Below are 23,253 nucleotides of genomic sequence, written 5' to 3'. Positions count from 1 at the left end.
ATAATGATATTAATAAAAATCTAAAACGAATTAAATAAATCCATATTTTATCTCGGCGAAAACCCACCACCCAAGTACGTTCTATATTGATAGAAGCGTTTACAAGTATGATTTTCACTTACTTCAACTTTTCTGTGTGCAATACATGAGTTATTATTGTAGTTTACACAATTATTACAACGTCTAAAAGAGTTAGGATATGTCAAATATATACCATACTTCTCATATTCAAATTTATTATTAATATAAGTCGATTTTATATTATTCTGTTCTTCATCTCTAATTTCCGAATCAAAACGATCTGGTTTTACTTCAGACGAAATCCTTACAATAGTTCTCTTATCCCATACCTCTATAGACCTTCTTTGTTTATGTTTATTGAACAAAGCATTTATACTTTGTTTGGTATGTTTTTTTAATATAATCTGAATCTTAAATAATTTTTTATCAAGTATTATAGTGAAAGGACCATTATTAGACCTATACTTCTTAAGACTCACTTGGTCTAATTGATAAATAAAATCGATATATCCTTTTTTATGCTTACGAATTGTCACTGGATGACGTTTTAGTGATATATTCTTTTTTTCCAATGGTCTTTTGTTATTTATTAATTTGAATGCTTCGTTTAAAAAAGTAAGATTTATTTTAATTTTACTACTTTCATAATAAAAACAATAGGTATCTTTATTTTCTTGAAATTCAGTATATTGGATTTCATTCAATCTTATATTTAAAACCGTTCCTTTGTTTGGCTCATAATCAATATTTAGGTTTAACTTTGACATTGTTTCAACCCCTATATTAAGTTTAGTAATATAGTACATTTTAACTATACCAAATTTGTTTACTCTTAACTATTTAACTTTTCATAAAAACAATTAGAACAAAAATAAAAAAATTAGGAACCCCACTTAGGGTCCCTAAAATAATTGAGCTTTATGTTACTTAGTCTTCCCGCTTTTTATCCTCTATTCTTACATAACGTAATAAGCATTTCTTTTTCCTCTTCTGTAATAACCTTTGGATTTAAGGTTTTATCTCTAATTGCTTCTAACTCACCAACACCATTTGCTTTCTTTTGTTCAAAGTAATTATTATCAGCACCATATGATTTAATTTCACCAATTAACCCTCTGTCAAAGTCTAACGGAATAGTTAAAACTTTCGAAAACAATCTACTCCCGATAATAATTACTTCATCTTCTTTTGCACTGCAAGTTAATGATTCTATTTCCTCGTCATGCTCACCTTTAAATAACATTTTTTCCACATAAAAGTAAGCAGTAAGATACCTTTTAGCTCCAATACGAGCATTAAAGAATATGTATGATCCTGGACTTAAATTGCTCTTAAGAATATTTCCCTTCCTTCCACTGTCTCCATAAACCAATTGAGTGAAATTTGGGTCTACATGCCCTTCACTTGCTCTTTCTGCACTATAAGTTATAACGATATGATGACTCATCCTTCTCACACTCCCCGTTTTTTATTACATTATCTTATAACATTCATATTAGCCCCATATTAACCCCATGTGCAATTTTTAACTGTCTTAAAGTTATAACTTTTGTACATTAATAAAAAAGCTGTTATTGATGCTATATTTTCCCTTGCTTTATGTCTAAAAGTTAGTCTATTTTAAAAAGCACAAAAATTTAGACTTCTAGTTGTTTAAGTGGAATTAATCACAATCTCTTCTAAACTTATAAAATAATCAATTTTTAGTGTTAGTTTTTCAATTAAAAAAGCGTTCCTGATTAGTACAGAAACGCACCCAACGTGATAATATAACTCAGTAAATTAAAACAAAGTAACATAACTTTTTTAAAAAAGTATAAGTTAGTAGTTAGATGAAATAATTCTATTTTTTTGGTCTATATTTTTTTGGTCTATATTTTTTGGTCTATATAAAAAGTCATTCATTTATTGGCTTTAACCCCATACCTATTCTTAATATATTAATTTCATCTTTTTTTGTTCGTTAAAATTTTTTAAAATAGATAATATGCAATCAACATCCAGAGTATCTATTGATTCAGGATACCAAGCGTTTCCTTCTAATGCTAACGAATAAAAGTTTACAATTTCCCAAGCATTTTGTAATAAATCTTCTAGATTTTCTATGGTGAGTTCGGCATCTTTGATTACTTGGTTCTTTTCGAAAAAATACTTTTTGTCATTGTGTGCATATACTCTATCACGCCAAGTAAAAAGGTTATCTAATTGTTCTTTTTTGGTTTCAATACATACTTTATGTTCTTTAATTACTTCATTATTTAATAAAGATTTATTCTTTTCTTCATAAATAAATATTTCTTTGTGATTTTCAGCAATATTGATTAATTTATTTAAATTTATTGTACCTTTACCATGCTCATATAATTTTGCAGTTGTTATAATCACATCATTAAACATGGATTGTAGAATTAAGGTAAAAAAAGCTGGAGCAAGGTTTAATTCATCTATATACTCATTTCTTTGTTGCTGGATATGTTGCCACAATTTAAACTTGGATTTAACTTGGATTATTTCTTGCATTAATCCTTTTATAAGTTGCTTTATCATTTCTTCATCGTAAGCACTCAAAAAAGCATCCTCCTCTTCTTTTAAGTTAAAGATCTGATATTAAATATGAGTTAACTTAAATAGGTACATTAGGTCCTTTCTTTGATAATTAGTGAATTTATTCTTAGTCAATACCTTATAGTAAAAAAGAAAACGCTCTAAGAATGGCAACGTGCGTGTACTGAAATGAAGAATTTAGTTATTTTGTTTCATTTCTTTTTATTTGCTATGATAATCTGCTCTCATTAATACAACCTTTTTTCAAAGGAACACTCAATGTTTGATACCACAAAATAATCCAATTGCTTAATAACTGTTTTTAATTGATCAAATATAACTAAATTGTTGCTTTTCCCCAAGGAACTTTTAAATATTAAACCGTCATATTTTAATGATTTAATAAACTCCGTTAAAAATTGTGATGGGATGTATTCAATTTCAGATTTATTAGGATTTATTGGTCTAGATAACATTTGTTGAAGAATTAGTAACAGATTCCGGCTACTAACTTCGGACATTATATTTTTAAATTGAAATGGTGATATTATAGGATCAATTTTCGATAAGTCAATGAGGTTTAGCTTTTCCTTATTTTTTATTTTTGCAACGGTTACCTCTGCACCTTTCCACGGTCTTACCTCAGATATGGCTGTCTCAACTGAAAATGCACAATACAGCACAGATATCCCAACTGGATTTGCTCTTCCTCCTTTAAGTATTCTTTCAAACGGAGGGGCTTGGAGCTCTTTATAGTCAGTGAAATGACCGACCCTTGCTCTAAAAATTTCAGTTTGCTCATTGATATTAACAACGTATTTTTTTATTAGATTTTCTATTTCACCTAACAGTGTATCAGTGCTGTAATAATAATCTAAGTCCTTTTTAGGGAAAAAACGATTCTCTTTAATTAGACTATTAGAAAGGGAATCCCATAAGTAGGATCCGTCTATGTATGAAAATGCATCTGATGCTCTTGAAAAGAGTACTGATTCATCTATATTACCTTCAATTTCGTAATCCCTACCATAATTCATAATTTCATACAACAAAGGTTCACCCGAACCATCAGGGAATATCCCCCAGTCTTCCTGAACTAAATTATATAAACTGTCACCAAAATCAGAGGGGTTATCGTGGATTTGATAAATATAATGTTCACCGTGCTGGGTTTCTTGATAATAAGAATATAGGTTTTGAAAATAAACATCGTAAAGTTCCCTAATAGGTACGATTTGGGTGTCTGCTTCACCACAATAATCACAATCCCCACAATGTCCTTCTTGATGAAAATAATTGATAATTATTTCATCTTCAAAGCAATTTATACAGCAATACAAGTTTTCCACTCCCATACAATAAACTAGATTCTAAAAATTGGAGATTTTAAAGCTTTTAAATAGGGTACCAATTACTGAATAATAACGACAAGCATAAATTAAAGTATGTTTACCATTAGGATACTGAATGATAAAGGGATCCACTTGACCTACTTCGAGGTATTTCACCATCATTTCAAGTAAATCTTTAACTAATTGAATCTTTAGTAGACTTACATACTCTACAATTATTACATTAAGCCTTACTTATAAAACTCTAAGGTAAAAAAATTATTTTATATTTTATACCCACCATTTGTTACCATTCCAGGGATTTTTAATTTCATGTATGTAGTTAATAATTCGGTCAGTTAGGGCAAATAACGTTTCGTATTCTTCTTCACTGCAATAACTCTTTATTTTATCCTTAATATTGAAAAATCTATCTTTAAGGGACGGGTGCGTATCACTTGATTTATCGAGACACTCATCTTCAAGAGCTAATGTTAAGATTGCTATAAGGGGTCCGGCTAGATACTCGATTTTAAAGCCCCCTTCTTCATTACTTTTAAGCATTAAGCTTAATGCATATTCATCAGCTGCAAACTCATACTCATGATTAATATTCCCACCTCTGATATTATTACTTCTAAATGGAAGGATAGAATCTTTGTTTTGATCTGTATGCTTTAAGAAGTGGTGGCCGATCTCATGTGCTACTATAAATGCAGTAGCCCCAAGATAAGCATAAATACTTAAATCTGAATATTGTTTTAATAGTTGCTCTGGAAGTAATTTTTGCACTTGCATTCCTACATTGCTTTGATTTGGTAATGCTTTTATATTTGAAACAAGTAGCGTTGCTATCAAATTTTTCATGATATTTTCATGGGTTATACATAGTAATATTTCTGCAGCAAACACTTCTGATAGATTAAATAATTGATACTCAAGTTCAAAATTAAATGAAATTAAGTATCCTTTGTAGCTGGGATCAAGGTTATGTGCAGTTGCATTTGCTTCATCGCTATACTTTTTTCCTATATAAACTTCTTTGAGTTCATTTCTCGTAAGCTCATCTGCCTCATCAATAAACTTACTCATTAATAAATGAATAAAAACGTCATTAGAGTACCATAAATCTAATTCCTCTATTAAATCTTGTTGCACCTCGAATTCCTTTATAATAACGTCCTTTACATTCTCTGGAACATCATTTAAAGTATCTTCTGTAAACTTTTTCAACCAATTTCTATCATTATTTGGATTATCCTCAAAAAACTGATCCATTACATATTTATTCATTTTATTTTTTATCCCCCAAGCGTATTTATGAATTAAATAACGACTCCCTGGCTACACTTCTTTAAAAAAGAATCGACCAGCTCGATTTGCACTATGGGCTCCGTATATTAAACAAACTACAATAATCCATGTATTTTTATCTCGATATTGGTTTACTTCAATATTCCAGTTTTTTTATTTACAGTTCTTCGCTTTTGTATTAGTATACCAACCTCTAAATCTTTTACAATTTTTACACCATACTATTTTTTCTGAAGTAGTTCACAATCCAAATTCTAGCCCCCCTTCACAAAAAAAATCCATATTTATTTTTTTCATTATTCTTCTTATACAGTAATATTCCTTCTACAATATCCTATAAAAAACTTTTAAAAAACTAAAAGTTATATATATTGCTGGACTCCTTCAACTCACTTTTAACAAATCAATTTAGCCATACTATCATTTCTCAAAATTTTACTTGTGTTCTTTGATTAGAACATTCAATTTTAGTGTCTTAACTTATTAGTTATGGTATGGGCACATTATTCCACAATCGTGCCAGACTGTTAAAGAAAAATAAAGCATAAAGAAGACTACTTAGTTTATGTTTTATGGATGGTAATGTAAATGAATTACATCTACAATTATCCATATAGTAGTGCTACTATCGAAAACCCTTGGGATATCGAAGATTAAAATCTTGTTATAAGGGAATTGAGGAGACTAATGAATTATGTAATGGAGGAGGATAATATGAAGCAAACACCCGAAAAAGCAGATGTAGTTAAGGTTAATTCGAAGAATGTTGAATTAGTTGAGAAGGATAAATTTAACTCCACTTCCAGTAAGGGGTCTGTAGTGAAAGACTTTGCGTTTGTAGTAGGGACGGAGATTGCTAAAACGGTAGGTCCTGCTTTCGCAGAAGGAGTGATGAAGGAATTTGAGGATAATCGTGCTGAGCGAAAAGCATTTAGACAGGACATGAGGGCAGAGCTGCAAGAGGAACATAAACACTATATGGAACTCATTAGCAAAGAAGAAGCTAAGGAAGATTACGATCAAGAAAGACTTGATAGATGGTATGCACGGCTAGATAAGATAAGGCAGGATCGTAGGGATATAGAGGAAAAATCAAATGGAGGTCTGCTGAAATTTGTAAAGGATCTTAAGGATTTTATGTCATCCATCAAAAACTAATAGAGTAGTAGAGTAAAAGTCGGATTCTCCAATGGAAATTCGGCTTTTTTTATATCTTGAAAAACTATAACAGACTATAACAGCCTTATGTGGTGTCGTAACTTAAGGGTTTTAACACTATTTAACGCATGTTGTAAAATCAAGGTACAATACAGTGTCAAAACTGATATTAATAAATAAAGGGAGAAAAATCATGAAAATCGGGTTATGCCTAAGGTTAAATAACCTTTATAAGCAAACATGCGACACCTTAAACGGTGTCGCTTTTCATTAGGCTCTATTTAATAACTAAAGGAGAATCTAGTTGAATAGGCACCTTTTTTTTATATTTATTGTATTATTTTCGTACTGTGCCATTAATTGAAGCCTACAAATTAATTTTTGGACATGGCTATATGACCCTTATACTCTTTTTTATTCTTTAATTGGGTGAAGAACATTAGCTTCTTCATCAATTACTCGATATGCTTCCATAGAATAATGGGTTTCTAATGCTTCAATGATAACTTTCCACCAGTAGTCATTTGTTACATAGCACATTGTTTCATATGTATCCGGCTCTATACCTGTTAAATATTGTATCCTTATATCTTTTTCTAGTATTTTCATTTTCAAAACTCCCACCATTCTTTTTTCTACTTTACAGCTGCTGCATACTAGCTACGATTCCTCAGCAATCCTTATTAAATTATTGTTGCACTCGTTAATTAAATAAGAAATTAGATATTACAAGAAACATTCTTAACTACTCGGCTTGAATTGGAATTTCAAATGTAAGCTTTTGTTCAGATATATCACTATTAAAGTCTACTTGAACAGTAGTTGTATCATTTGTTAATGAGTAAGCACCATAAGATTGCGCACTCCTACCAACATTAATGTCTTTAGGTTTAAATTTAAAAGGATAGGTCCCTCTCATATAATGTATTTCCTCCAGATCAATTAATAATAAATATTAAAAAGAGCTTATGGTAGTATACCTAAAGCCTCTACTTTTTTAAAAGTATCCCCATTTTTCTATTTCGTATCCCGTATTGAACTAAACTGTATACTTAGTTTTTATTATTTTTACGAATGTATGAATTTATTTAAAAACATACATTCATTTTGCTGTTTCTATTGTTATTAGTCGTTTTTGGATTTATAATGGAATTACCCAGAAAAAAGGTACATTCAATTCCTTGATTTTACTAACTTAATTGAAACTATATTTGTATTAAGGGGAAAATAACATGACGGAAGAAATTTCAAGCAAACAAGAGAAAGATGTTCAACCAATCCGGGACAAAGAACAGCTGGAAAGTATGAAATGGGCTTTGAAACGGTTCTGCTCGGAACGGGATTACATAATGTTCCTAATTGGGATAAATACCGGTTTACGGGTCGGAGATTTGCTGGAACTGAAAGTATCCGATTTAAAACGGAAAAAGAGGATTATCGTTAAAGAGGGGAAGACAAAAAAGAAGCGCACAATCCAGCTGGATAACATCTATAATGAAATCCAGAACTATGTTAAAACCGTCGATTCAGAATGGCTATTTCCGTCAAGGAAAGGCCATAAGCCAATTACTACAACCCAAGCCTACCGGCAGCTGCAGAAGGCAGCAGAAATGGCAGAGATTGATTCTGTCGGTACGCACACCATGAGAAAAACCTTTGGGTACTGGTTCTATAAGAAAACGAAAGACGTAGCCCAGCTGCAAACGATATTGAACCATTCACATCCGGAAATAACATTACGTTACATTGGTATCACCCAAGAGGAAATAGAGGACAGCTTGAGTGATTTTGTATTGTGAGGATTTATTGTGCCGGAAAGGCCGAGAAGAACGTGATGAAGGTTTTGAAGCTTTATGCTGAAAGTGAATCAAAACTGTTTAAGCGTCAATGATATTGTTAAAATGACAGGTGTTCCTCAATCTACCATATATGCTAAAGCTAAACAAGCTTAAAAAAATAGCTAATAGCTACGAAAAAAGTCAATTAAGTAAGCCTGGATTCTAATCCAAGTTTTTTTGTATACAACAAACGCATTGCTTAGATTACTATTTTTCTTTCATGATTTTGGAAGGGAAAAGTGTTATTTTATCGAATATTACACACTGTGCTGTTTTAAATGGTTTTACTTTATATTTTATTATTGAATTTTTTAGGAGTGTATTTAATGAAAAGGAAGTATTTAGCTGAATTTGCTCTACACACTTATAGTTCACATGTTACAATGTCATATCCAAATGATTTAGACCTAATTAATGATGGGCATGATTATCATATTTATATGATTAATTTAATACCCAAATTGACATATATTGATAACACTTTAGAAATATTTGAGCATTTTGTTACAATTGATGTTTTAGTGAAAAAAGCTGAAGTAGAAAATGTTGAAAAGTTAAGAATAAGATTTGCAGATGTGGATCATAGGGATTATAACTATAATTTAGATAAGCCGAAAAAGACTTTAAGTATGTTAGATGAAGAAGGTGGTGGAATAGGAGCTAGGGTTCTTCCAGTTTATTTGCAGTTTTCTCAAAAGAACTTGGATACAGAAATAATTTATATAGGTCGGTCATTTGGGAAAAATGGTGAAAGAAATGCTTTTCATCGTTTGAAATCCCATAGTACATTGCAAAAGATTCAAGCTGATGTAATGTTCAATGAACCTGGTTTGGATTTGGCAATAACATTATGGGAATTTACTCCTCGCCTATTATCTTCTTTTGATGGAATTACTAAACAGTACCAAAAGAGCATGGAAGAAGATTATCAACATATGTTAAAAATAGCTAATGATCCACCTTTAACGTTAAAAAAGGATATAATCGCTATCACTGAAGCTGCATTAATACATTATTTCAAACCCGAATATAATAATGATTATAAATATAATTTTCCAAGCGAAGAACATAAAGATTACAACTATTATTATGAGTTCGATTACAATGCCGTGTGTGTAGAATTAGATCCGAGTGCAATTGATATAAACATTTTTTCAAAAGAAAAGCAGTATTCACTATTTAAATCGATAGAATACCCACTACATTCAGAAGAAGAAAGAAGGAGCTTCTTTAAATTCGTTGTGAAAGATGGGTTTCTTGGTGAAGATTAGGTTTTACAAACATCTAATTTATAGGTGTTTTAATTTTATTTCCACCCCACAAATGACGGAATCCTGAGCAGCCCAGTTTTCGTTATGTTCCGGTACTTTACCCTACACGGGATTGGTTCTATAAAAGCAAATTTATCATCCTCTGAAATCACTTCTAGCTGCCCGTATAGGGCCTTCCGTTCACCCCCGGGGGGACAAATTCACCCGTTACTAAATAGTTAATGTAAAGTTCTATATAATATGAACAATCATTCGTTTTGTTGAAAAGAGCTAAATATATCTTTTAACTTCGATTTAGATTTTCCTTTGACAAATTCAAGTTCAAGACCCTCCATTACTTTTTCATAACTTTTGAAGCCTTTTATATAATTTCGGTGGACTGCCTCGCGCGCTAAAGCTACTACAGCATCTTCGGTTTCTGTGTCAACTCCTGAAAGTAGGGAATAGATTTCGCTAAATGCCTCTACTCTTGCTTTGTTTCTTGCTTGATCGTGTTCGTTTACATATTCCTGGTACATTAGATAAATCATATATCCGTACTCAACAGTTAATAAATCAAGCACCTTTTCCTTAGTTAATTCAATCGTATCAAAATCACATTTAAATAAGTCAAGTTCCATATTCTTACTCCCCCTATTTTGTTATTTATATACAAATTCTGTAAGTCTTTGTTTTATCCTTTAATAAGCGTTAGACAAATAAAGAGGTAATGTTGCATAATTTTTCTTTACTCTGTTAACGGGGATGTATTCAATTCAAAATCCCCCCTTTAATCGTATACCTACCTTTCACTTTTCAGGAAATCGGCTTTTTTTGAAAAAATATTTGCTTAACATATAAAGTTTCCAAAATATTGGATATACTCTTTTTAATGTTAGTACCACCATCCAATTTTAATTCCAAAAATGCCACACCTGAAATGGTGTCGCTTTTCATTATGCATTGCATTACTTAACTAAAGTACTATTTTGTTAAGATTCATGGCTAAGAGAGCATGGATGACTTAAAAGATATCAATTTCTAAAGAAAAAATTGTATAATTATGATAATTACCGGTTTTAAAATTTTTTAAAGGAGAGAATTTATGACGAAAAAACAAAAGAAGAAAACTATATATCAAACAAAAGATAATAATCAAAATAATGGGCCTGATCCAGAAACATTAAAAGAATTCACAAACTTCTTTAATGATGCTGATGATTATTATGAAAAATCGAATAATATGGCAAAATACAATGAAAATTTATCCAACTCCTTCTTTGGGGAACTATACCAAGCTCATAGAATAGCTCTTTCTGTTATTTGGGCTCTAGTAAAAAAGGGACAGAAACCAGGAAAAACTGACCAGTCAATTTCTGATAGACTTGTTTTAGTTGCTTCCTTTATTCAAGGGATAGATTTATGTCAGTCAACAATTAATTCTGGTCTTTACACACAAGCATCAGCCTTGTTAAAGCAAGAGTTAGAAACATTGGCAGCAATTGAGGAAATAAACCAAGGGAAAAGAATGATAAATAAAACACCTAATGTAAGTAATGTTAAGTGGAAACTATCTGAGTACTATGGCCTTCTTAATCAAATTTCTCATGTTGCAAACCATAAAATATTAAATCCTATTTATAATGGGAAGAGTGAAACAGTGTTAGAGGAAGCAATTCCAGTAGCTGTTCTGCCTACATACAATCAAGAATTATCGATTAAATTGTATTCCTTCCATGTATGTTTATTATTGCAACTGTGTAGTTTAATGGCAGCATTACATGAGGAACAGCATGGAGAAGGGACTACTATTGTACAAAATTATTTAATAAGTGACGCAGTTAATATCATTTTGGAAAGTGGTTTTATGCGAGATTTAAACCAAAAAGTAGAAAGCGATTAATAACTAATAAGGTCATTTATTATATCAGATAAGTCTGTGTTAAATTTACACTTAGCATCTACGTTGAAAAGAAGAAAATAACTGTATAAAAGACCCAGCGAATTTTCTGGGTCCTAGCTTTCATCACTGATATTTTAACTGTCCTTACCCCAATCAACAAATGACGGAATCCGGAGCAACCCTGCTTTTGGTTAGATTCCTATACTTAATCTTACACTTTAACGACTCGATAGAAATAATTTTATCATTCTCAGATATGATTAGTTGCTGTAGAAACGTGTTCTTCCGTTCAGCTGGTGGCATAAACTCCATAATCCCAGCTGGTTTTCTGTCCAGGAAGCTCAGCAGTAGCCCCAATTCGTCTTTTCTTATCCCAATCATCAATACATCTTCATATTGCTGGCCTTAAGTCATGACTGGCTACGCTTTCCGACCTCATAGCTTGAATCCTTACGAATAAGTACTGCAGAGCCAATTCTAAGTAAGCCAGCCTGTAATTTTTATTGATAAAAAGCATGAAAAAGACAAGGAGAAACTTTCTCCCGTCTTTTTCATTTTATCCGATTATTCTATATCGTTGTACCACGGCCCAAATGTACCACCGTGTTTTAAACCAATCTTATACATTTCCGTATGATTGTATTCTTTATTTTTAATTATCTGGTAGTAATTGTAATATCCTTCTTTCTCGTAAAACCGTTGTAATACCCCGTCAAATATTGTACCATCTGGTAGCTCCACCCAAGCATGATCACAATGATTATCAAAAGAGGATGGCTTATAGAGTCCATGAACTAATCTAATGCCTTCTATATTTGCTTTATTGGCAACATAACGAAATGCTTGTTGAAAACATAATCTAGGACGTATATGTCTTCTCTTACCGGTCTTGTATTCTTCTTTTGGCACAATTTCATATTCAGCGAGATGTTTAATATCTTCCCGGGCACTTTTTTTAACTTCTTCGTATGTTGCTTGAATAACATTTGTCTTGATTTGTACATGTCCATGAGTTTCTATACGTTCTTTTAACTGTTTTTGCTTTTGTAATAACTTTTCAATTGGATCATTGGCACCTTTTATATGCTCCTCAGATGCTTCTTTCATTTGTTCAAATACTCTTGTTTCTTCCGGGGAATTCGTTAAACGGGTAGTTTTTTTCATTTTAAGCTCCTTTGATAATAAATTTTCATGTGATAAACTATCTCCGTCTCGAAGCATGGCCCCTTTTCCCTCACCACTATTATTAATTCTTCATGAGCGTCAAACTTCCTCCTTTCTTTTTTAACTTCATTTATCAAATCTTTTCGTTCCAATAACACCAGCAGGGCAACCGTCTCACCTTTATATTGAATTAAATCAAACACTACGTAACTTAATTGGCCTTCATTCGTTATCTTGTTCCTTGATTGGAACCTGCCATCACGGCCTCAAAATCCGGCTTTCTTGCAAAGTCAATAACAACTATCTCCCCATTTAATACCGTTTCATCGGAAATATCTATCGTTAGCAATTCGGAAACTGGAAAGTAACCTCATTGTGTCGTGTATACAAACTTTACTTTATTATCAAACTTTGAAAGTATTAATCTAGTGCCATCTAGCTTTAATTCTGTAATATATTCTTTGTCGTCAAACGGACGATTAGACTTATGCAATAACATTGATGAAACAAACACACATGCCACCTCAAGATAATTCTGCGGTTCAATTACTCTTGATTCACTGGTAACTAATTGTCATTTAAGGAATTTTTCACTTAATCATTATTTCGACGATTCCTTCGATTTCGGTAGTAATCATGCGCGATACTTAATCCGACAATCCCAAGAATACTACCTATTGTAATAGCACTTGTAATCTGAATCTTATCATCTTCGCTGCCGTCTGCAATCCCACCTTCCGTTTTTATTACTTCGACTGCTTCTTCTTTATCAATGGCAGCTCCAGCATAGGCTTCCCTGTCATAACCCTCAGCGTATCCTTTGCTATATGATGTTTCATCATACCAATCCTCTATTTCCTGATCCTCAGTATACACTATACCTTCATAAGAATCGGCTTCGCCGGCTTCCATTCCGGCTTGGTAACTATCGTCATAGCAAACTAATAATCCATCATAATTTCCGTCATAAATTCCGTCCTCATAGCCTTCACCGTAAGCTTGCGATCCTATCCAATCCCGGTCATAGTCTGTTTCACATGCGGACGTATATTCATAAGCGTAATCATAGCCCTCTTCGTATCCATCGTCATAATCAAAAACTGAGTCACTATAATCGATTATATCATCGCTACTATCGTGGAAATGATATTCTCCATAGTCTAAGCCCCAGTTGTCGCAGTTCGTACGACAAGTGTGTCCACCGCTACTGTCAGTATTACCTGGGTGCGCTGCAATCACCGACGGAAAAATGAAATAAATGAATCCGCATATAATGAGAATTTTTCGTATCATAACGAGTCCCTCCCCAGGATAAGTTTACCATATAAAGTTAGTTTCTTATTCTAGGTGTAAATAAAAAAAGCCGCTTACAGATTAAGCGACTCAAACAGTTGTTTACTTTGTCTTGATTTATTCCTTTATAACAAAGTATCTCGCGTTGCGATGGATAGTGTTATTTCTCTTTCTTATAGAAATAACTCATTTATATTTAACTTCTATATCTACTATTTTTCCTAATAACAAATTCTCCACGTGGACACCAAAGCTCTAGCCATTGATCAATTTTCTTTTCCTCATTGTATACATGCACTAGTAACCCTTTACCTCTTTCTTCGTAACCTACCAAATAATCACCTATTTTTTCTGATAAATATTCAGCATAGTCATCCTTCCAAGGTTCTCCATGTTCATTAATAAATTCGCCTCTTGTTTTAGCACCGACTTGTCTTGCTATTTCATTCATTTTCTCTGGGGAATCTATTTGAACATATGCTATTCCGCGATCACTATTTTTTTTCTTCGGTATAAATGGACGGACAGCTCTGTCGTCATCAGGAAATTGCTTAAATCCAATAAATCCATTTGTAGTATCCGGAAAATCAGCATACCTAACACATCTTCTGATTGCTTCCATTTTATTTCCGACTCCTTTTTTATTATTTGCTTTCAAATTTATATTCAATTATAGATTCGAGACTTAATAAATATTCCCTTTATTAAAGATTTAAAGTTCATAATACCTCATCATGATCTTAGGTAATTCCAATATTACGTAAAGTCTCGCGTTGACTTACAACCCTATAGTTATAAAAATTAAAAAGACGATCCTCTAAAAGATCGCCTTTTCCAATTTTAATTATTTGCTGTTACTGGATCGAGTTCATTCGTACTAATAAACATCATTAGATCTATAGCTGACATATTGGGAATTGCTCTAATAAAATCACGTTGATGGGATTCAGATTGAAAACTAAATGTTGTTATTTCATTCAAAATAAAATAATTTTCATCATCTTCATCAAACTGTAACAGAAAAAGATTCACCTGGCACTCATTGAGACACTCCCTGCTTGCTATTAATAACCCGAAATTAATTTCAGGATTTCTTACAACATTTTCAAGTTGAAATTCATTAAGCCATTCGTTGTCCAGAGTTACAGCTATGTCATGAGTCTTTGGCATAATCAAAATCTCCCAATAAGTTATTTAATAGTATTGATATAACAATGCTACTTTGTTAATCATACAATTAAACAAGGGGCTAATACCGTCCAATATATGGTATTTTAAGCAATTTTTTATCTTCACTTTAATGAATCAACCCTATACCATTGTACAAGGCCCAGGAAAAACACATCGGGCTTGTTGGACAGGCAGAAAAAGATGTTAAGAAGGCTTTGAAACTGTACGCTGAGAGAGAATCAAAAGGGCTAAGTGTTGATGATATTGTAAAAATGAAGGGCGTTCCCCGGTCAACAATTTATGCAAAAGCTAAAGAGCACATTTTTAATTAATGTGAACCCATCAGCTTCAATGGGTCTGTTAAAAAAGATAAAGCTTGGGTCAATTCCAAGCTCTTTTATTTTGTCTTAAACGTAGATTACGTTTCCACATACCACGTGTGTTTTGATAGATTGATGATACTGAAACGCGTAAATTCGTTTTTGCGTAATGATGTACCCCCCTAATTTCAGGGGGACTCAAACATTTTACTGATCTTCAATTGGCACAAATACTCGTTGTTTGTTATTTTCGGTAGGAATATACAGAATTTCTGTTTCTTTATATTGTAGTTTAACGACTTCATCAATAATATTATCAATTCCATCGCTCTCCTTGTTTTGTTTCATACCTTTTTTTACTTTGCTCAAGTTTTTCTTTTCTAACTCAACTTTTTCTTTTGCTTTATTAACATCTCTTTTAGCTTTACCAGCAAAAAACATCCTGATTCCAATTTCAGGTAGAATGCCCCAACCAGTAGAAATATAATTATCAGTTAATTTATCTAATGATTTTTCAAATTTTATATTTTTATCAACCAATTCATTACTACTCCGCTGCTGTATCATTGAATAGATCTTCTCAACTTCTAATTCATTATTATGATAAAAACTATTAGCATAATTTTGTTTTAATTGGCTTGTTAGTCCATTAATAATTTCAATTTGACCACCGATCTTCATTCTTGTACCAATCTCAATTAGTTCTGCAAACAGAGATAATTTATTGGCCTCAAAAGCAATTAAAATTGTGTAATTAATATCCGAAAGCTTCTTATCCTCACTTTCTTGTCTTTTTAAACGATATATATATTCTTCATGAATTTCATCTGCAGTTTTTTTATAGTTCCTAATTGCAGATAAATCAGTAGTATCAACAAATTCTCTATTTACAATTTCAGACAAGCCCTTTCTAGCTGCAATCAAACGCCCAATACTTGTATCATGATGAAATCTTTGAAGTTCATCTAATTTCGCATCCATATCTGTAATTTGATCATTAATTTCCTTCAAATAATATGTCCCTGAAACAGCTGACATTACTTGCATTCCTGCCGATAGATAAATGGCCGGATTCATCATTGAAGCCCTTAAACCAACTTCAGCAAAACCAGCGTGCTCGACTAGACGTCCCGACGCATCTCGCACCATTGTTGATGTAGTTCCATTTGCAAATTTAGACAAATTGGCCGGATTCGCAGTTGCAGTAAACAAGCCATTAGGTGCTTGTTTAGCAATCTGGGCTAAAGTCATTCCTTGATTAGCAACTTGCAATGCCGTCTGTGAAATGTTACCCGTCATCAATGACAAGTCAGATACAAAGACCTCCCTGTATTTTTTCTTTGCTTCCAATTTATCATCAGTTACTTTTTCCAAAGAAAGCTCATCGCCTATAGTGTTAAAGACAACAATTTCACTAATTTCATTTGAGTTATTTATCATTTTATCTTCAGACATTTAAACTATCTCCTCGGTCTTTTCATTAGATATATTTTACACGGAAATCAATAAACATTCTGAAATGTGCTAATAAGAGATACTGTCTACATGAGCAACTTTTATATCTCCCCTGCTTTATTTAATAAAATACTTTTATCCTCGCCCCTATCTAAAACATGCATCTTACGGTGACAATTCGGACAGAGTGCAACCGTATTCTCAATCGTACCCGGACCGCCTTGAGAAAGCCAGACTATATGATGCGTTTCAAGGTAAGGCTCACCCTTCTTATTATTAAATGGGGCAGATTCCTCACAAAGCTGACAAACCCCATTCGCTCGTCGCTTGCCATATTCGCTAACATACGCATTACGTTCATAGGTTTTTGTCGCCGTTTTTCTTATACTAGTTTTAGAGGATTGACTTTCTAGTACCTTTCTATGTAACTCATCATTGGACAATCTCTTTGCTTGTTTTTCCTTTTGTTCGTAGTTATCCTTGATGATTCTTTCATCAACCAGATTTGAAGCTTGATCATCGATCACTTTTAGAGGAAAGATCCAAACATCCCTTATAAACCCATCTTCATCTTTTTGTTTTTCTTGATACGGCTCGTCTACTAATTTTACTTTGCCTCTATATATGTAATTGTTCTCTTTAAACACTTCAAATAAATGTACATCTACACCGTTATGATTAGATTCACTAAGAGTTCTATTTTGGTTCTTATTAATCTCTTGGTTACCTTTCTTCCCCATACCAGTGTAGTGAAGAATATCGCCAATCCATTTATCCTCATATAATCCTTTTGTATGATCAGAAATAATAACAAGTGTGTTTGTAGTTAGAGACCTACGCATTCCACCCATGTTGCCACAACTAAATATTTCTCTTAATCTATTGTTATTAATTATCTCACCATGCTTTAACCCAGTATCAAAACTCACAGTCTATCCCTCCTAAACTACTCCATTCTTTTCTTCGTAAGGTCTCTGGCATCTGAAATAGTATCACATGTAAGTAGTGTATCTAAATGGCACCACACTCGACCGCTCGGATAAATCTTTCCCGTCTTGACTTCTTTTGATGGCTTGATTGCAGGACCTAGGTTATAAATAAAGAGTGGTTCCCATTCCCTATCTGGCATTTCAGTTATAATATTGTGAAGGTTTGTTGAAACATCATACCCTTCTATATGGTGTATTGATTGGAGCTTTCCATCGTACCTAAAGGCTATGTAATTTGGTGGTTCTTTTGGCCAGCCACTACCACCCATTGGATGAAAATATTTATTCTTTTTCTTCACAATATCAATCCAAGTCAATGAGCAATCATCAGGTTTACCAGAACCAAGTGATACAACATATACTTCATTTGAATTTTGATTTTGCATTGTCACTAACCCCCTTAAATAAACTTGCAACTCCTTTAGTAGCTTTTTTTCTGAATTGGAAGAAGATGAATAAGCAGCTGCAGTAAAATCATGAACATCCTTCCACGATACATGCTTAATTGGAACACCATTCGCGTCCTTTATTTCTAGATTATGATACGCATACTCTTTCGAACATTCTGAAAGGGTTACAATCACTTTGTATTTAGCATAGCTCTTTTTAAAAGAATCACGATTCGCGTACTTAAGTAACTGTCCCTTTGAGGGAAGGACCCATCCCCGCTTAGCTTCGACTATTATGAAAAAATCTTTATCATCTCTAATCTCAATATCCGTAATACCAGAACCTTTGTCATATTCCTGTACACATATCTCAACGTTCTCCTTGTTGAAACCAACTACTCCACATACATCCTTTATAAAAATTTCAAGCATAGCTCCACATTTACTTAATACCCAGGCAGTACTATGACTAATATCATTCTCTTTGTAGCCCATCAACTGAAAAATGCTATTAACATCTCTCCCATGTAATTTAAAACTTGGCAAAGTCTCACCTCCAATGATTTATTATTATAAATCGTGCTAATCACCCATTTTTATTTATTCCGATTGCAAATAAGGCAATGTCTTAGAAAGATATTCCTGCCAATAGTCTTCACCACCATTTAATTCATGGAGCCAGTAATACATCATCAGTATCTCAAATTCCTGTTTTCTTCCTTTTGTATATGACTTTTTCGGCATTTTCCTATAAAGAGAATCTAAATTAAACAAATTGCTTTTTTGTTTAAAATCATAATCGTATTTCCTATAATTAGTAGTACTCTTTTTCCTATGAGAAGCTGGCCAAAAAATTGTCATTGTCCCAGAAGTAATTCACCCACCGGAACGAAAATTCACGCAGATTAACCTGGTATTTTGTCCACGTTTTTTGTATCCATTCATTTAACTCATCTGAAATGAACACACCCTCACTTTGCATTCCTCTCTGACTCATTACCCTGTGATAATCCTTAATAAATAAAAACAACATCTCTGTTTGATCCTTTATAAAAGGATGCTTTTTAATCAACTTCGAATAACAATCATAGGATAACGATCTGAATTCCCTATCGGAGCTGTATAGACAAAAGAACATATCTTCTTTTAATATATTTCCAATGTTTTTGTTTATTTGCTTACCGTATTCAGAATATATACCTGTTAACCAGTCAATTATTTCAGGATCATATTCCTTTAGCTGCTGCTGATATTTAGTTAATTTCTCATCTTTTAGTGCAGTTTTTTCTTCTGCTTCAGTAATGTTTAAGTAATTATTAAAATATTCAAAGACGTAATTAACGCATAGCCTCATATTTTCATTTCTTTCATCTATATTAAATTCATCAATCTTATCTTCTTTTTTTCTCCTTGCAACGTATTCTTCAATGGTAAGCATTTAAATCACTTCGCTTTGCATATAGTTAATATGAAATGCCGAATAAATTTATTTGACTTCAAAGCCTAGTACGATAGTATCCAATTTTATTTATGTATTCGACTCCATCAACTCCATTATAATTTTATGTATTATAGGTTTTCAATAAATTACTAATTTTTTCCCAATGTTTAAGTTTTTTGTAATATGATAAAAGTACTAAATACTACTGTGAGGTGTTATTAATGCCTGCAACAATTATTGAAAACTTTAATCCAAATGATCCAAGAACAGAGGGAGAAAAATATTTATTAGAGATGTTCAGAACAAGTACTAGATTTGAAGGCTGGACAGTATTTGAACAACCCCATATTAACTCTATGAAACCGGATTTTGTTTTAACGAATCCTCAAAAAGGTATTTTAATTATAGAAGTTAAGGACTGGAATTTAAACTCTGAGGTATACAATAGAAATGGCTATATTCGTGGTACCGATGGAAATTATTATAAAAGCAATCCTATAAATCAAGTGGAATATTATAAGAAAAACATTTTACATTACCAGCTGCTTTCAAGTGTCAATCTATCTGAAAGGTTTTCTCGTTATTTTTCATGTATTGAAACGATTGTTTATTTTCACTATGCAACTAAACATGCAGCTATGAATTATTGTAATGCTTTTGATAGCCATACAAAAGTATGGACCAAAATAGATATAGATTATATAGGAAACTCTGAAAATCGATTAAATCACAATGAACATACTTATGCGCTATCCAGAAACTATTCAAGCTTTTCACAGAATGGTTTACTTGAAAATTTAGTATCTGAGTTAAACCTACAACTCCAACATGCTGATTATAACTATGAACGTCGGCAACCTTTTACTTTAACAAGTGATCAAAAAAAGTTAGCAAGTTTAAGTCCTGGTTCCATTCGTAGATGGAGCGGAGTCGCTGGTTCAGGAAAATCAATAATAATTGCTGAAAAGGCCACTCAAGCAGCGAAAATAGACAAACAAGTCTTAATTTTGAGTTTTAATATTACATTAAGACACTATTTAAGAGATCTTTGTAGTCAACAATTTGGTCCAGGAAAATATCAAGGGGAACGAAAAAAGCTAAAATCGCACATTACTATTAGTCATTTCCATGACTTTCTTAAATTGCTTTTAACAGAACACCAATTAGAGGTGAATTTTGATGACGAGAATGAAAATGAGGGTTATGAAATCACTCTTATGAAAGCTGCAAATGATTACTTTCAATCGCACGCCATAAAACCCCATCTTAAATTTGACTATATCCTAATTGATGAGGGACAAGACTTCAAGGCTGATTGGATACGTTTTTTAAAGAACTTTTTCACCGATAGAGGGGAATTATTTATTGTGTATGACAAAGCACAAAATTTATATGGCCATGGTGTATGGATAGAGGACAGTGAACAAATAAAGGATATAGGTTTTAGAGGAAAGCCAGGTCACTTAAAATATACACACAGATTGCCAAATAAGATAGTTCAAAAAATTGCTTTAGTAAGACAGAAATTACAACTCGATGGTGAAGATATTTTATTGGCTAAACAAGAACAAGAAAGTTTCTTTCAAAAAACATTTTGGCATAATTATCGCCCTCATACCCGTCTAGAAAAGTTACAACAAATTGAGCAACATCTTCGGCATTTATACGGTTCTAACCAACTAGAGGATATCACTATTTTAACAACTAATGAAAATACCGGCGCTGAAATAGTAAAGTATGTTAATAATCTCGGTGCCGAGACTTCTCATGTTTATGATTTAAATAGACAACAAGACAGAGAACGTAGAAGAGTAGAAAAGTGGAAATTCCAGGGAGGAACTGGTCGTTTAAAAGTTTCTTCTTACCATAGTTTCAAAGGTTGGCAAACACCCAACGTATTACTTATTTTAGACTCTCCGACTACTAATTATAATGGGGAGCAAATTATTATGGGAAATCCACCACTTGAAGCTGTTCAAAATGCATTATTTATAAGTATGTCACGAGTAAAAGGAAGAGCTGACAATGGAGAGTATACATTCACATGCTTAAACTATTTACCTGAATATGACCATTTGTCATCTATTTTTGATGGTCACTTTGAGGTGGAATTGCCTTTTTAGATATGTACCCTGTGTGTTGATTAATCATTTTTATATGATGGGAGATAAAACTAATGGAATCTATAAAATTGCTTGAACAAATAGATGATTGTATCGAGCGAACTGCCTCTATTACCAAAACAAATGGAGAATATATATTGGCATTGTCTGCTGGACAAATAATAGAATTAATAAGTATTTTTATGTTAACCAAAGAAGAGCATTTGCAAGACCCTTTATCTTTGAATAGAATTTCTCCTAAAAAAATACTAGATGAATGTTTCAATAAAGGTTATCTTCGAACTGATATTTACATGATGATGAATACTATAAGAATTTACAGAAATTATGCAGCACATAAAATCGATGGTAAAGACGATTACTATCATGTTTGTATGCCAATGTTAATTAACATCCTTCAGTGGTTCTATCGAGATTATTTAGGGGATACTGCGCAATTTGTTAATGTAAAAGAAAGGTTTTATAAAGAGACTAATACCTATCTTGTGAAAGAATCTGTAGCACAATATGAGGTTGAAAATGTATATACAAAATTAGAACAAGTAATGAACGTATGTAATAGTATGTTTAAGAAACTGACTGATTTAGGTATAAAAGTTGAAAATATTGACTCAAAAGTTACAAATATATTAAGTCTAGTGCAAGAGATTAATAACAAGATACATAGTATTAAGATATCCGCCTTAGATACTGAGGAGAAAATGTTACTTATTAATGATAAGCTCGATGGATTACTATCTGAAAATATTGAAATTGATACGTACATATCCATTGTAAAACGTTGGCTTAGTTTTGACTGGGATCAGCTTGATTCTTATAGTAAAAGTTACTTGCCTACTGCAGAATTTCTTTTTGGCGAATTATCAAAATTACCTGATGTCGATTTATCCCCTTTCATATTACAGTATTGTAGAACTTTAGAAAATGAAATGCTCAAAAAGGTTTTTAGGGCATATGTTTTTAATATAAAAAAAAGAAAAATAATAATTAATCGAGAATTCAACTGGGATTTATTCTCCAAAAATGAGAAGGGATATAATCAGGATACCCAAAAATTCGCCAAGATGTTGAGAAAATATATAAACAATACTAATAGCGATGAATGGTTTTTTGAATTTGGAACAATGCTATTTATTATGAACTTACTTAATAAAAATATAGCTAAAGAAAGTCCCCTATTAATTGATTTTAAAAGCTTCATCCAAAATTACTTTGAAGAAAACATAACTGATTTAAACTTTTTAAATGCACTTGAAGAAATAAAGGATAAGTACAGAAATAGATCTGCACATAGTGACATTATTAAAATTGAGGAAGCAAAGCTTGGTAGAGATGAGATTAGAGAAGCAATAAATACTTTCCTAGAATTATATAAACAGTAATTCCTTACTTAATAGAAAAAACACAAGGCTTGGAGGCTACCATCTCCAAGCCTTTTATTCAATATCATATTCAACTTCTGTACCATCCAGCAAAGTCACAATTATTTTTTCTCCGTTAAACAGTAAGCCCGTAATCAAATAACGCATATAAACAACCAGGCACCTCCG

22 protein-coding genes and 1 pseudogene are annotated in these 23,253 nt (G+C 32.4%); 6 read left to right on the top strand and 17 right to left on the bottom strand.

What is annotated here, in order from left to right:
* Window positions 1-47: 47 nt before the first annotated feature.
* The 5 genes from F4V44_RS12920 to F4V44_RS12900 form a co-directional block, all read right to left on the bottom strand.
* Window positions 48-788 carry a hypothetical protein gene (locus F4V44_RS12920; RefSeq protein WP_150440441.1) on the bottom strand — a complete coding sequence of 247 codons (741 nt, stop codon included), beginning with the start codon at window positions 786-788 and terminating at the stop codon, window positions 48-50.
* A gap of 176 nt (window positions 789-964) precedes the next feature.
* Complete coding sequence (locus tag F4V44_RS12915) at window positions 965-1,468, bottom strand: hypothetical protein (RefSeq protein ID WP_150440440.1); 504 nt, start codon at window positions 1,466-1,468, stop codon at window positions 965-967.
* A 485-nt stretch (window positions 1,469-1,953) separates the two neighbouring features.
* Entirely contained in the window at window positions 1,954-2,589 is a 636-nt protein-coding gene (locus tag F4V44_RS12910) for an AbiU2 domain-containing protein (protein ID WP_150440439.1), read from the bottom strand.
* Between the two features lie 224 nt (window positions 2,590-2,813).
* Entirely contained in the window at window positions 2,814-3,905 is a 1,092-nt protein-coding gene (locus F4V44_RS12905) for an RES domain-containing protein (protein WP_191090668.1), read from the bottom strand.
* Between the two features lie 282 nt (window positions 3,906-4,187).
* Window positions 4,188-5,189 carry a M48 family metalloprotease gene (locus tag F4V44_RS12900; protein WP_150440437.1) on the bottom strand — a complete coding sequence of 334 codons (1,002 nt, stop codon included), beginning with the start codon at window positions 5,187-5,189 and terminating at the stop codon, window positions 4,188-4,190.
* A 735-nt stretch (window positions 5,190-5,924) separates the two neighbouring features.
* On the opposite strand from F4V44_RS12900, the gene F4V44_RS12895 reads away from it, so the two are divergent.
* On the top strand, window positions 5,925-6,368 hold the full coding sequence (locus tag F4V44_RS12895; protein WP_150440436.1) for a hypothetical protein: 444 nt from the start codon (window positions 5,925-5,927) through the stop codon (window positions 6,366-6,368).
* A gap of 414 nt (window positions 6,369-6,782) precedes the next feature.
* On the opposite strand, the gene F4V44_RS12890 is transcribed toward F4V44_RS12895, so the two are convergent.
* The gene (locus tag F4V44_RS12890) at window positions 6,783-6,983 is read right to left on the bottom strand and encodes a hypothetical protein (protein WP_150440435.1); all 201 of its coding nucleotides are present in this window, start codon (window positions 6,981-6,983) and stop codon (window positions 6,783-6,785) included.
* A gap of 130 nt (window positions 6,984-7,113) precedes the next feature.
* Window positions 7,114-7,287, bottom strand: a complete 174-nt coding sequence (locus F4V44_RS27360; RefSeq protein ID WP_191090667.1) for a hypothetical protein — start codon at window positions 7,285-7,287, stop codon at window positions 7,114-7,116.
* Window positions 7,288-7,600: 313 nt separating this feature from the next.
* Between F4V44_RS27360 and F4V44_RS12885 the strand changes: the two genes are divergently transcribed.
* Together F4V44_RS12885 and F4V44_RS12875 are read left to right on the top strand one after the other, a co-directional pair.
* Complete coding sequence (locus F4V44_RS12885; RefSeq protein WP_150440434.1) at window positions 7,601-8,167, top strand: tyrosine-type recombinase/integrase; 567 nt, start codon at window positions 7,601-7,603, stop codon at window positions 8,165-8,167.
* Between the two features lie 365 nt (window positions 8,168-8,532).
* On the top strand, window positions 8,533-9,477 hold the full coding sequence (locus F4V44_RS12875; RefSeq protein ID WP_150440433.1) for a hypothetical protein: 945 nt from the start codon (window positions 8,533-8,535) through the stop codon (window positions 9,475-9,477).
* A gap of 248 nt (window positions 9,478-9,725) precedes the next feature.
* Here the strand turns inward: F4V44_RS12875 and F4V44_RS12870 are convergent, their stop codons facing one another.
* Complete coding sequence (locus F4V44_RS12870) at window positions 9,726-10,097, bottom strand: hypothetical protein (protein ID WP_150440432.1); 372 nt, start codon at window positions 10,095-10,097, stop codon at window positions 9,726-9,728.
* 464 nt (window positions 10,098-10,561) lie between these two features.
* Between F4V44_RS12870 and F4V44_RS12865 the strand changes: the two genes are divergently transcribed.
* The gene (locus tag F4V44_RS12865; RefSeq protein WP_150440431.1) at window positions 10,562-11,359 is read left to right on the top strand and encodes a hypothetical protein; all 798 of its coding nucleotides are present in this window, start codon (window positions 10,562-10,564) and stop codon (window positions 11,357-11,359) included.
* Between the two features lie 564 nt (window positions 11,360-11,923).
* On the opposite strand, the gene F4V44_RS12860 is transcribed toward F4V44_RS12865, so the two are convergent.
* From F4V44_RS12860 to F4V44_RS12820, 9 genes and pseudogenes are all read right to left on the bottom strand, one after another.
* On the bottom strand, window positions 11,924-12,523 hold the full coding sequence (locus F4V44_RS12860) for a hypothetical protein (protein ID WP_191090666.1): 600 nt from the start codon (window positions 12,521-12,523) through the stop codon (window positions 11,924-11,926).
* Between the two features lie 1,134 nt (window positions 12,524-13,657).
* Window positions 13,658-13,759, bottom strand: a pseudogene (locus F4V44_RS28385) (YHYH domain-containing protein); the annotation flags it as partial.
* Window positions 13,760-14,012: 253 nt separating this feature from the next.
* On the bottom strand, window positions 14,013-14,438 hold the full coding sequence (locus tag F4V44_RS12850) for a hypothetical protein (RefSeq protein WP_150440428.1): 426 nt from the start codon (window positions 14,436-14,438) through the stop codon (window positions 14,013-14,015).
* Window positions 14,439-14,656: 218 nt separating this feature from the next.
* Complete coding sequence (locus F4V44_RS12845; protein ID WP_150440427.1) at window positions 14,657-14,986, bottom strand: hypothetical protein; 330 nt, start codon at window positions 14,984-14,986, stop codon at window positions 14,657-14,659.
* Window positions 14,987-15,513: 527 nt separating this feature from the next.
* Window positions 15,514-16,761, bottom strand: a complete 1,248-nt coding sequence (locus F4V44_RS12840) for a hypothetical protein (protein WP_191090665.1) — start codon at window positions 16,759-16,761, stop codon at window positions 15,514-15,516.
* 101 nt (window positions 16,762-16,862) lie between these two features.
* Window positions 16,863-17,690, bottom strand: a complete 828-nt coding sequence (locus F4V44_RS12830; protein WP_223881884.1) for an HNH endonuclease — start codon at window positions 17,688-17,690, stop codon at window positions 16,863-16,865.
* A 17-nt stretch (window positions 17,691-17,707) separates the two neighbouring features.
* Window positions 17,708-18,685: a PDDEXK-like family protein gene (locus tag F4V44_RS12825; RefSeq protein ID WP_150440425.1), complete on the bottom strand. Its 978-nt coding sequence runs from the start codon at window positions 18,683-18,685 to the stop codon at window positions 17,708-17,710.
* A 54-nt stretch (window positions 18,686-18,739) separates the two neighbouring features.
* Window positions 18,740-18,883: a hypothetical protein gene (locus F4V44_RS28270; protein WP_317978320.1), complete on the bottom strand. Its 144-nt coding sequence runs from the start codon at window positions 18,881-18,883 to the stop codon at window positions 18,740-18,742.
* Window positions 18,884-18,971: 88 nt separating this feature from the next.
* Window positions 18,972-19,577 carry a hypothetical protein gene (locus F4V44_RS12820; RefSeq protein ID WP_317978319.1) on the bottom strand — a complete coding sequence of 202 codons (606 nt, stop codon included), beginning with the start codon at window positions 19,575-19,577 and terminating at the stop codon, window positions 18,972-18,974.
* A gap of 224 nt (window positions 19,578-19,801) precedes the next feature.
* Between F4V44_RS12820 and F4V44_RS12815 the strand changes: the two genes are divergently transcribed.
* Both F4V44_RS12815 and F4V44_RS12810 read left to right on the top strand, forming a co-directional pair.
* Window positions 19,802-21,703: a nuclease-related domain-containing DEAD/DEAH box helicase gene (locus F4V44_RS12815; protein ID WP_150440424.1), complete on the top strand. Its 1,902-nt coding sequence runs from the start codon at window positions 19,802-19,804 to the stop codon at window positions 21,701-21,703.
* A gap of 53 nt (window positions 21,704-21,756) precedes the next feature.
* The gene (locus F4V44_RS12810; RefSeq protein WP_150440423.1) at window positions 21,757-23,085 is read left to right on the top strand and encodes a hypothetical protein; all 1,329 of its coding nucleotides are present in this window, start codon (window positions 21,757-21,759) and stop codon (window positions 23,083-23,085) included.
* The last annotated feature ends 168 nt before the right edge of the window (window positions 23,086-23,253 follow it).

This window comes from Niallia endozanthoxylica (assembly GCF_008710145.1).
Taxonomy (GTDB): domain Bacteria; phylum Bacillota; class Bacilli; order Bacillales; family Cytobacillaceae; genus Bacillus_BD; species Bacillus_BD endozanthoxylica.
This window is presented reverse-complemented; position numbering and strand designations above follow the sequence as displayed.

Bases quoted from the DNA above. Each gene is read 5' to 3' on its own strand.
- F4V44_RS12885 (WP_150440434.1), top strand. From the start codon at position 7,601: ATGACGGAAGAAATTTCAAGCAAACAAGAGAAAGATGTTCAACCAATC.
- F4V44_RS12865 (WP_150440431.1), top strand. From the start codon at position 10,562: ATGACGAAAAAACAAAAGAAGAAAACTATATATCAAACAAAAGATAAT.
- F4V44_RS28270 (WP_317978320.1), bottom strand. From the start codon at position 18,883: ATGCCGAAAAAGTCATATACAAAAGGAAGAAAACAGGAATTTGAGATA.
- F4V44_RS12870 (WP_150440432.1), bottom strand. From the start codon at position 10,097: ATGGAACTTGACTTATTTAAATGTGATTTTGATACGATTGAATTAACT.
- F4V44_RS12875 (WP_150440433.1), top strand. From the start codon at position 8,533: ATGAAAAGGAAGTATTTAGCTGAATTTGCTCTACACACTTATAGTTCA.
- F4V44_RS12810 (WP_150440423.1), top strand. From the start codon at position 21,757: ATGGAATCTATAAAATTGCTTGAACAAATAGATGATTGTATCGAGCGA.
- F4V44_RS12820 (WP_317978319.1), bottom strand. From the start codon at position 19,577: ATGCTTACCATTGAAGAATACGTTGCAAGGAGAAAAAAAGAAGATAAG.
- F4V44_RS12850 (WP_150440428.1), bottom strand. From the start codon at position 14,438: ATGGAAGCAATCAGAAGATGTGTTAGGTATGCTGATTTTCCGGATACT.
- F4V44_RS12920 (WP_150440441.1), bottom strand. From the start codon at position 788: ATGTCAAAGTTAAACCTAAATATTGATTATGAGCCAAACAAAGGAACG.
- F4V44_RS12815 (WP_150440424.1), top strand. From the start codon at position 19,802: ATGCCTGCAACAATTATTGAAAACTTTAATCCAAATGATCCAAGAACA.
- F4V44_RS12840 (WP_191090665.1), bottom strand. From the start codon at position 16,761: ATGTCTGAAGATAAAATGATAAATAACTCAAATGAAATTAGTGAAATT.
- F4V44_RS12915 (WP_150440440.1), bottom strand. From the start codon at position 1,468: ATGAGTCATCATATCGTTATAACTTATAGTGCAGAAAGAGCAAGTGAA.
- F4V44_RS12900 (WP_150440437.1), bottom strand. From the start codon at position 5,189: ATGAATAAATATGTAATGGATCAGTTTTTTGAGGATAATCCAAATAAT.
- F4V44_RS12845 (WP_150440427.1), bottom strand. From the start codon at position 14,986: ATGCCAAAGACTCATGACATAGCTGTAACTCTGGACAACGAATGGCTT.
- F4V44_RS12895 (WP_150440436.1), top strand. From the start codon at position 5,925: ATGAAGCAAACACCCGAAAAAGCAGATGTAGTTAAGGTTAATTCGAAG.
- F4V44_RS12860 (WP_191090666.1), bottom strand. From the start codon at position 12,523: ATGAAAAAAACTACCCGTTTAACGAATTCCCCGGAAGAAACAAGAGTA.
- F4V44_RS27360 (WP_191090667.1), bottom strand. From the start codon at position 7,287: ATGAGAGGGACCTATCCTTTTAAATTTAAACCTAAAGACATTAATGTT.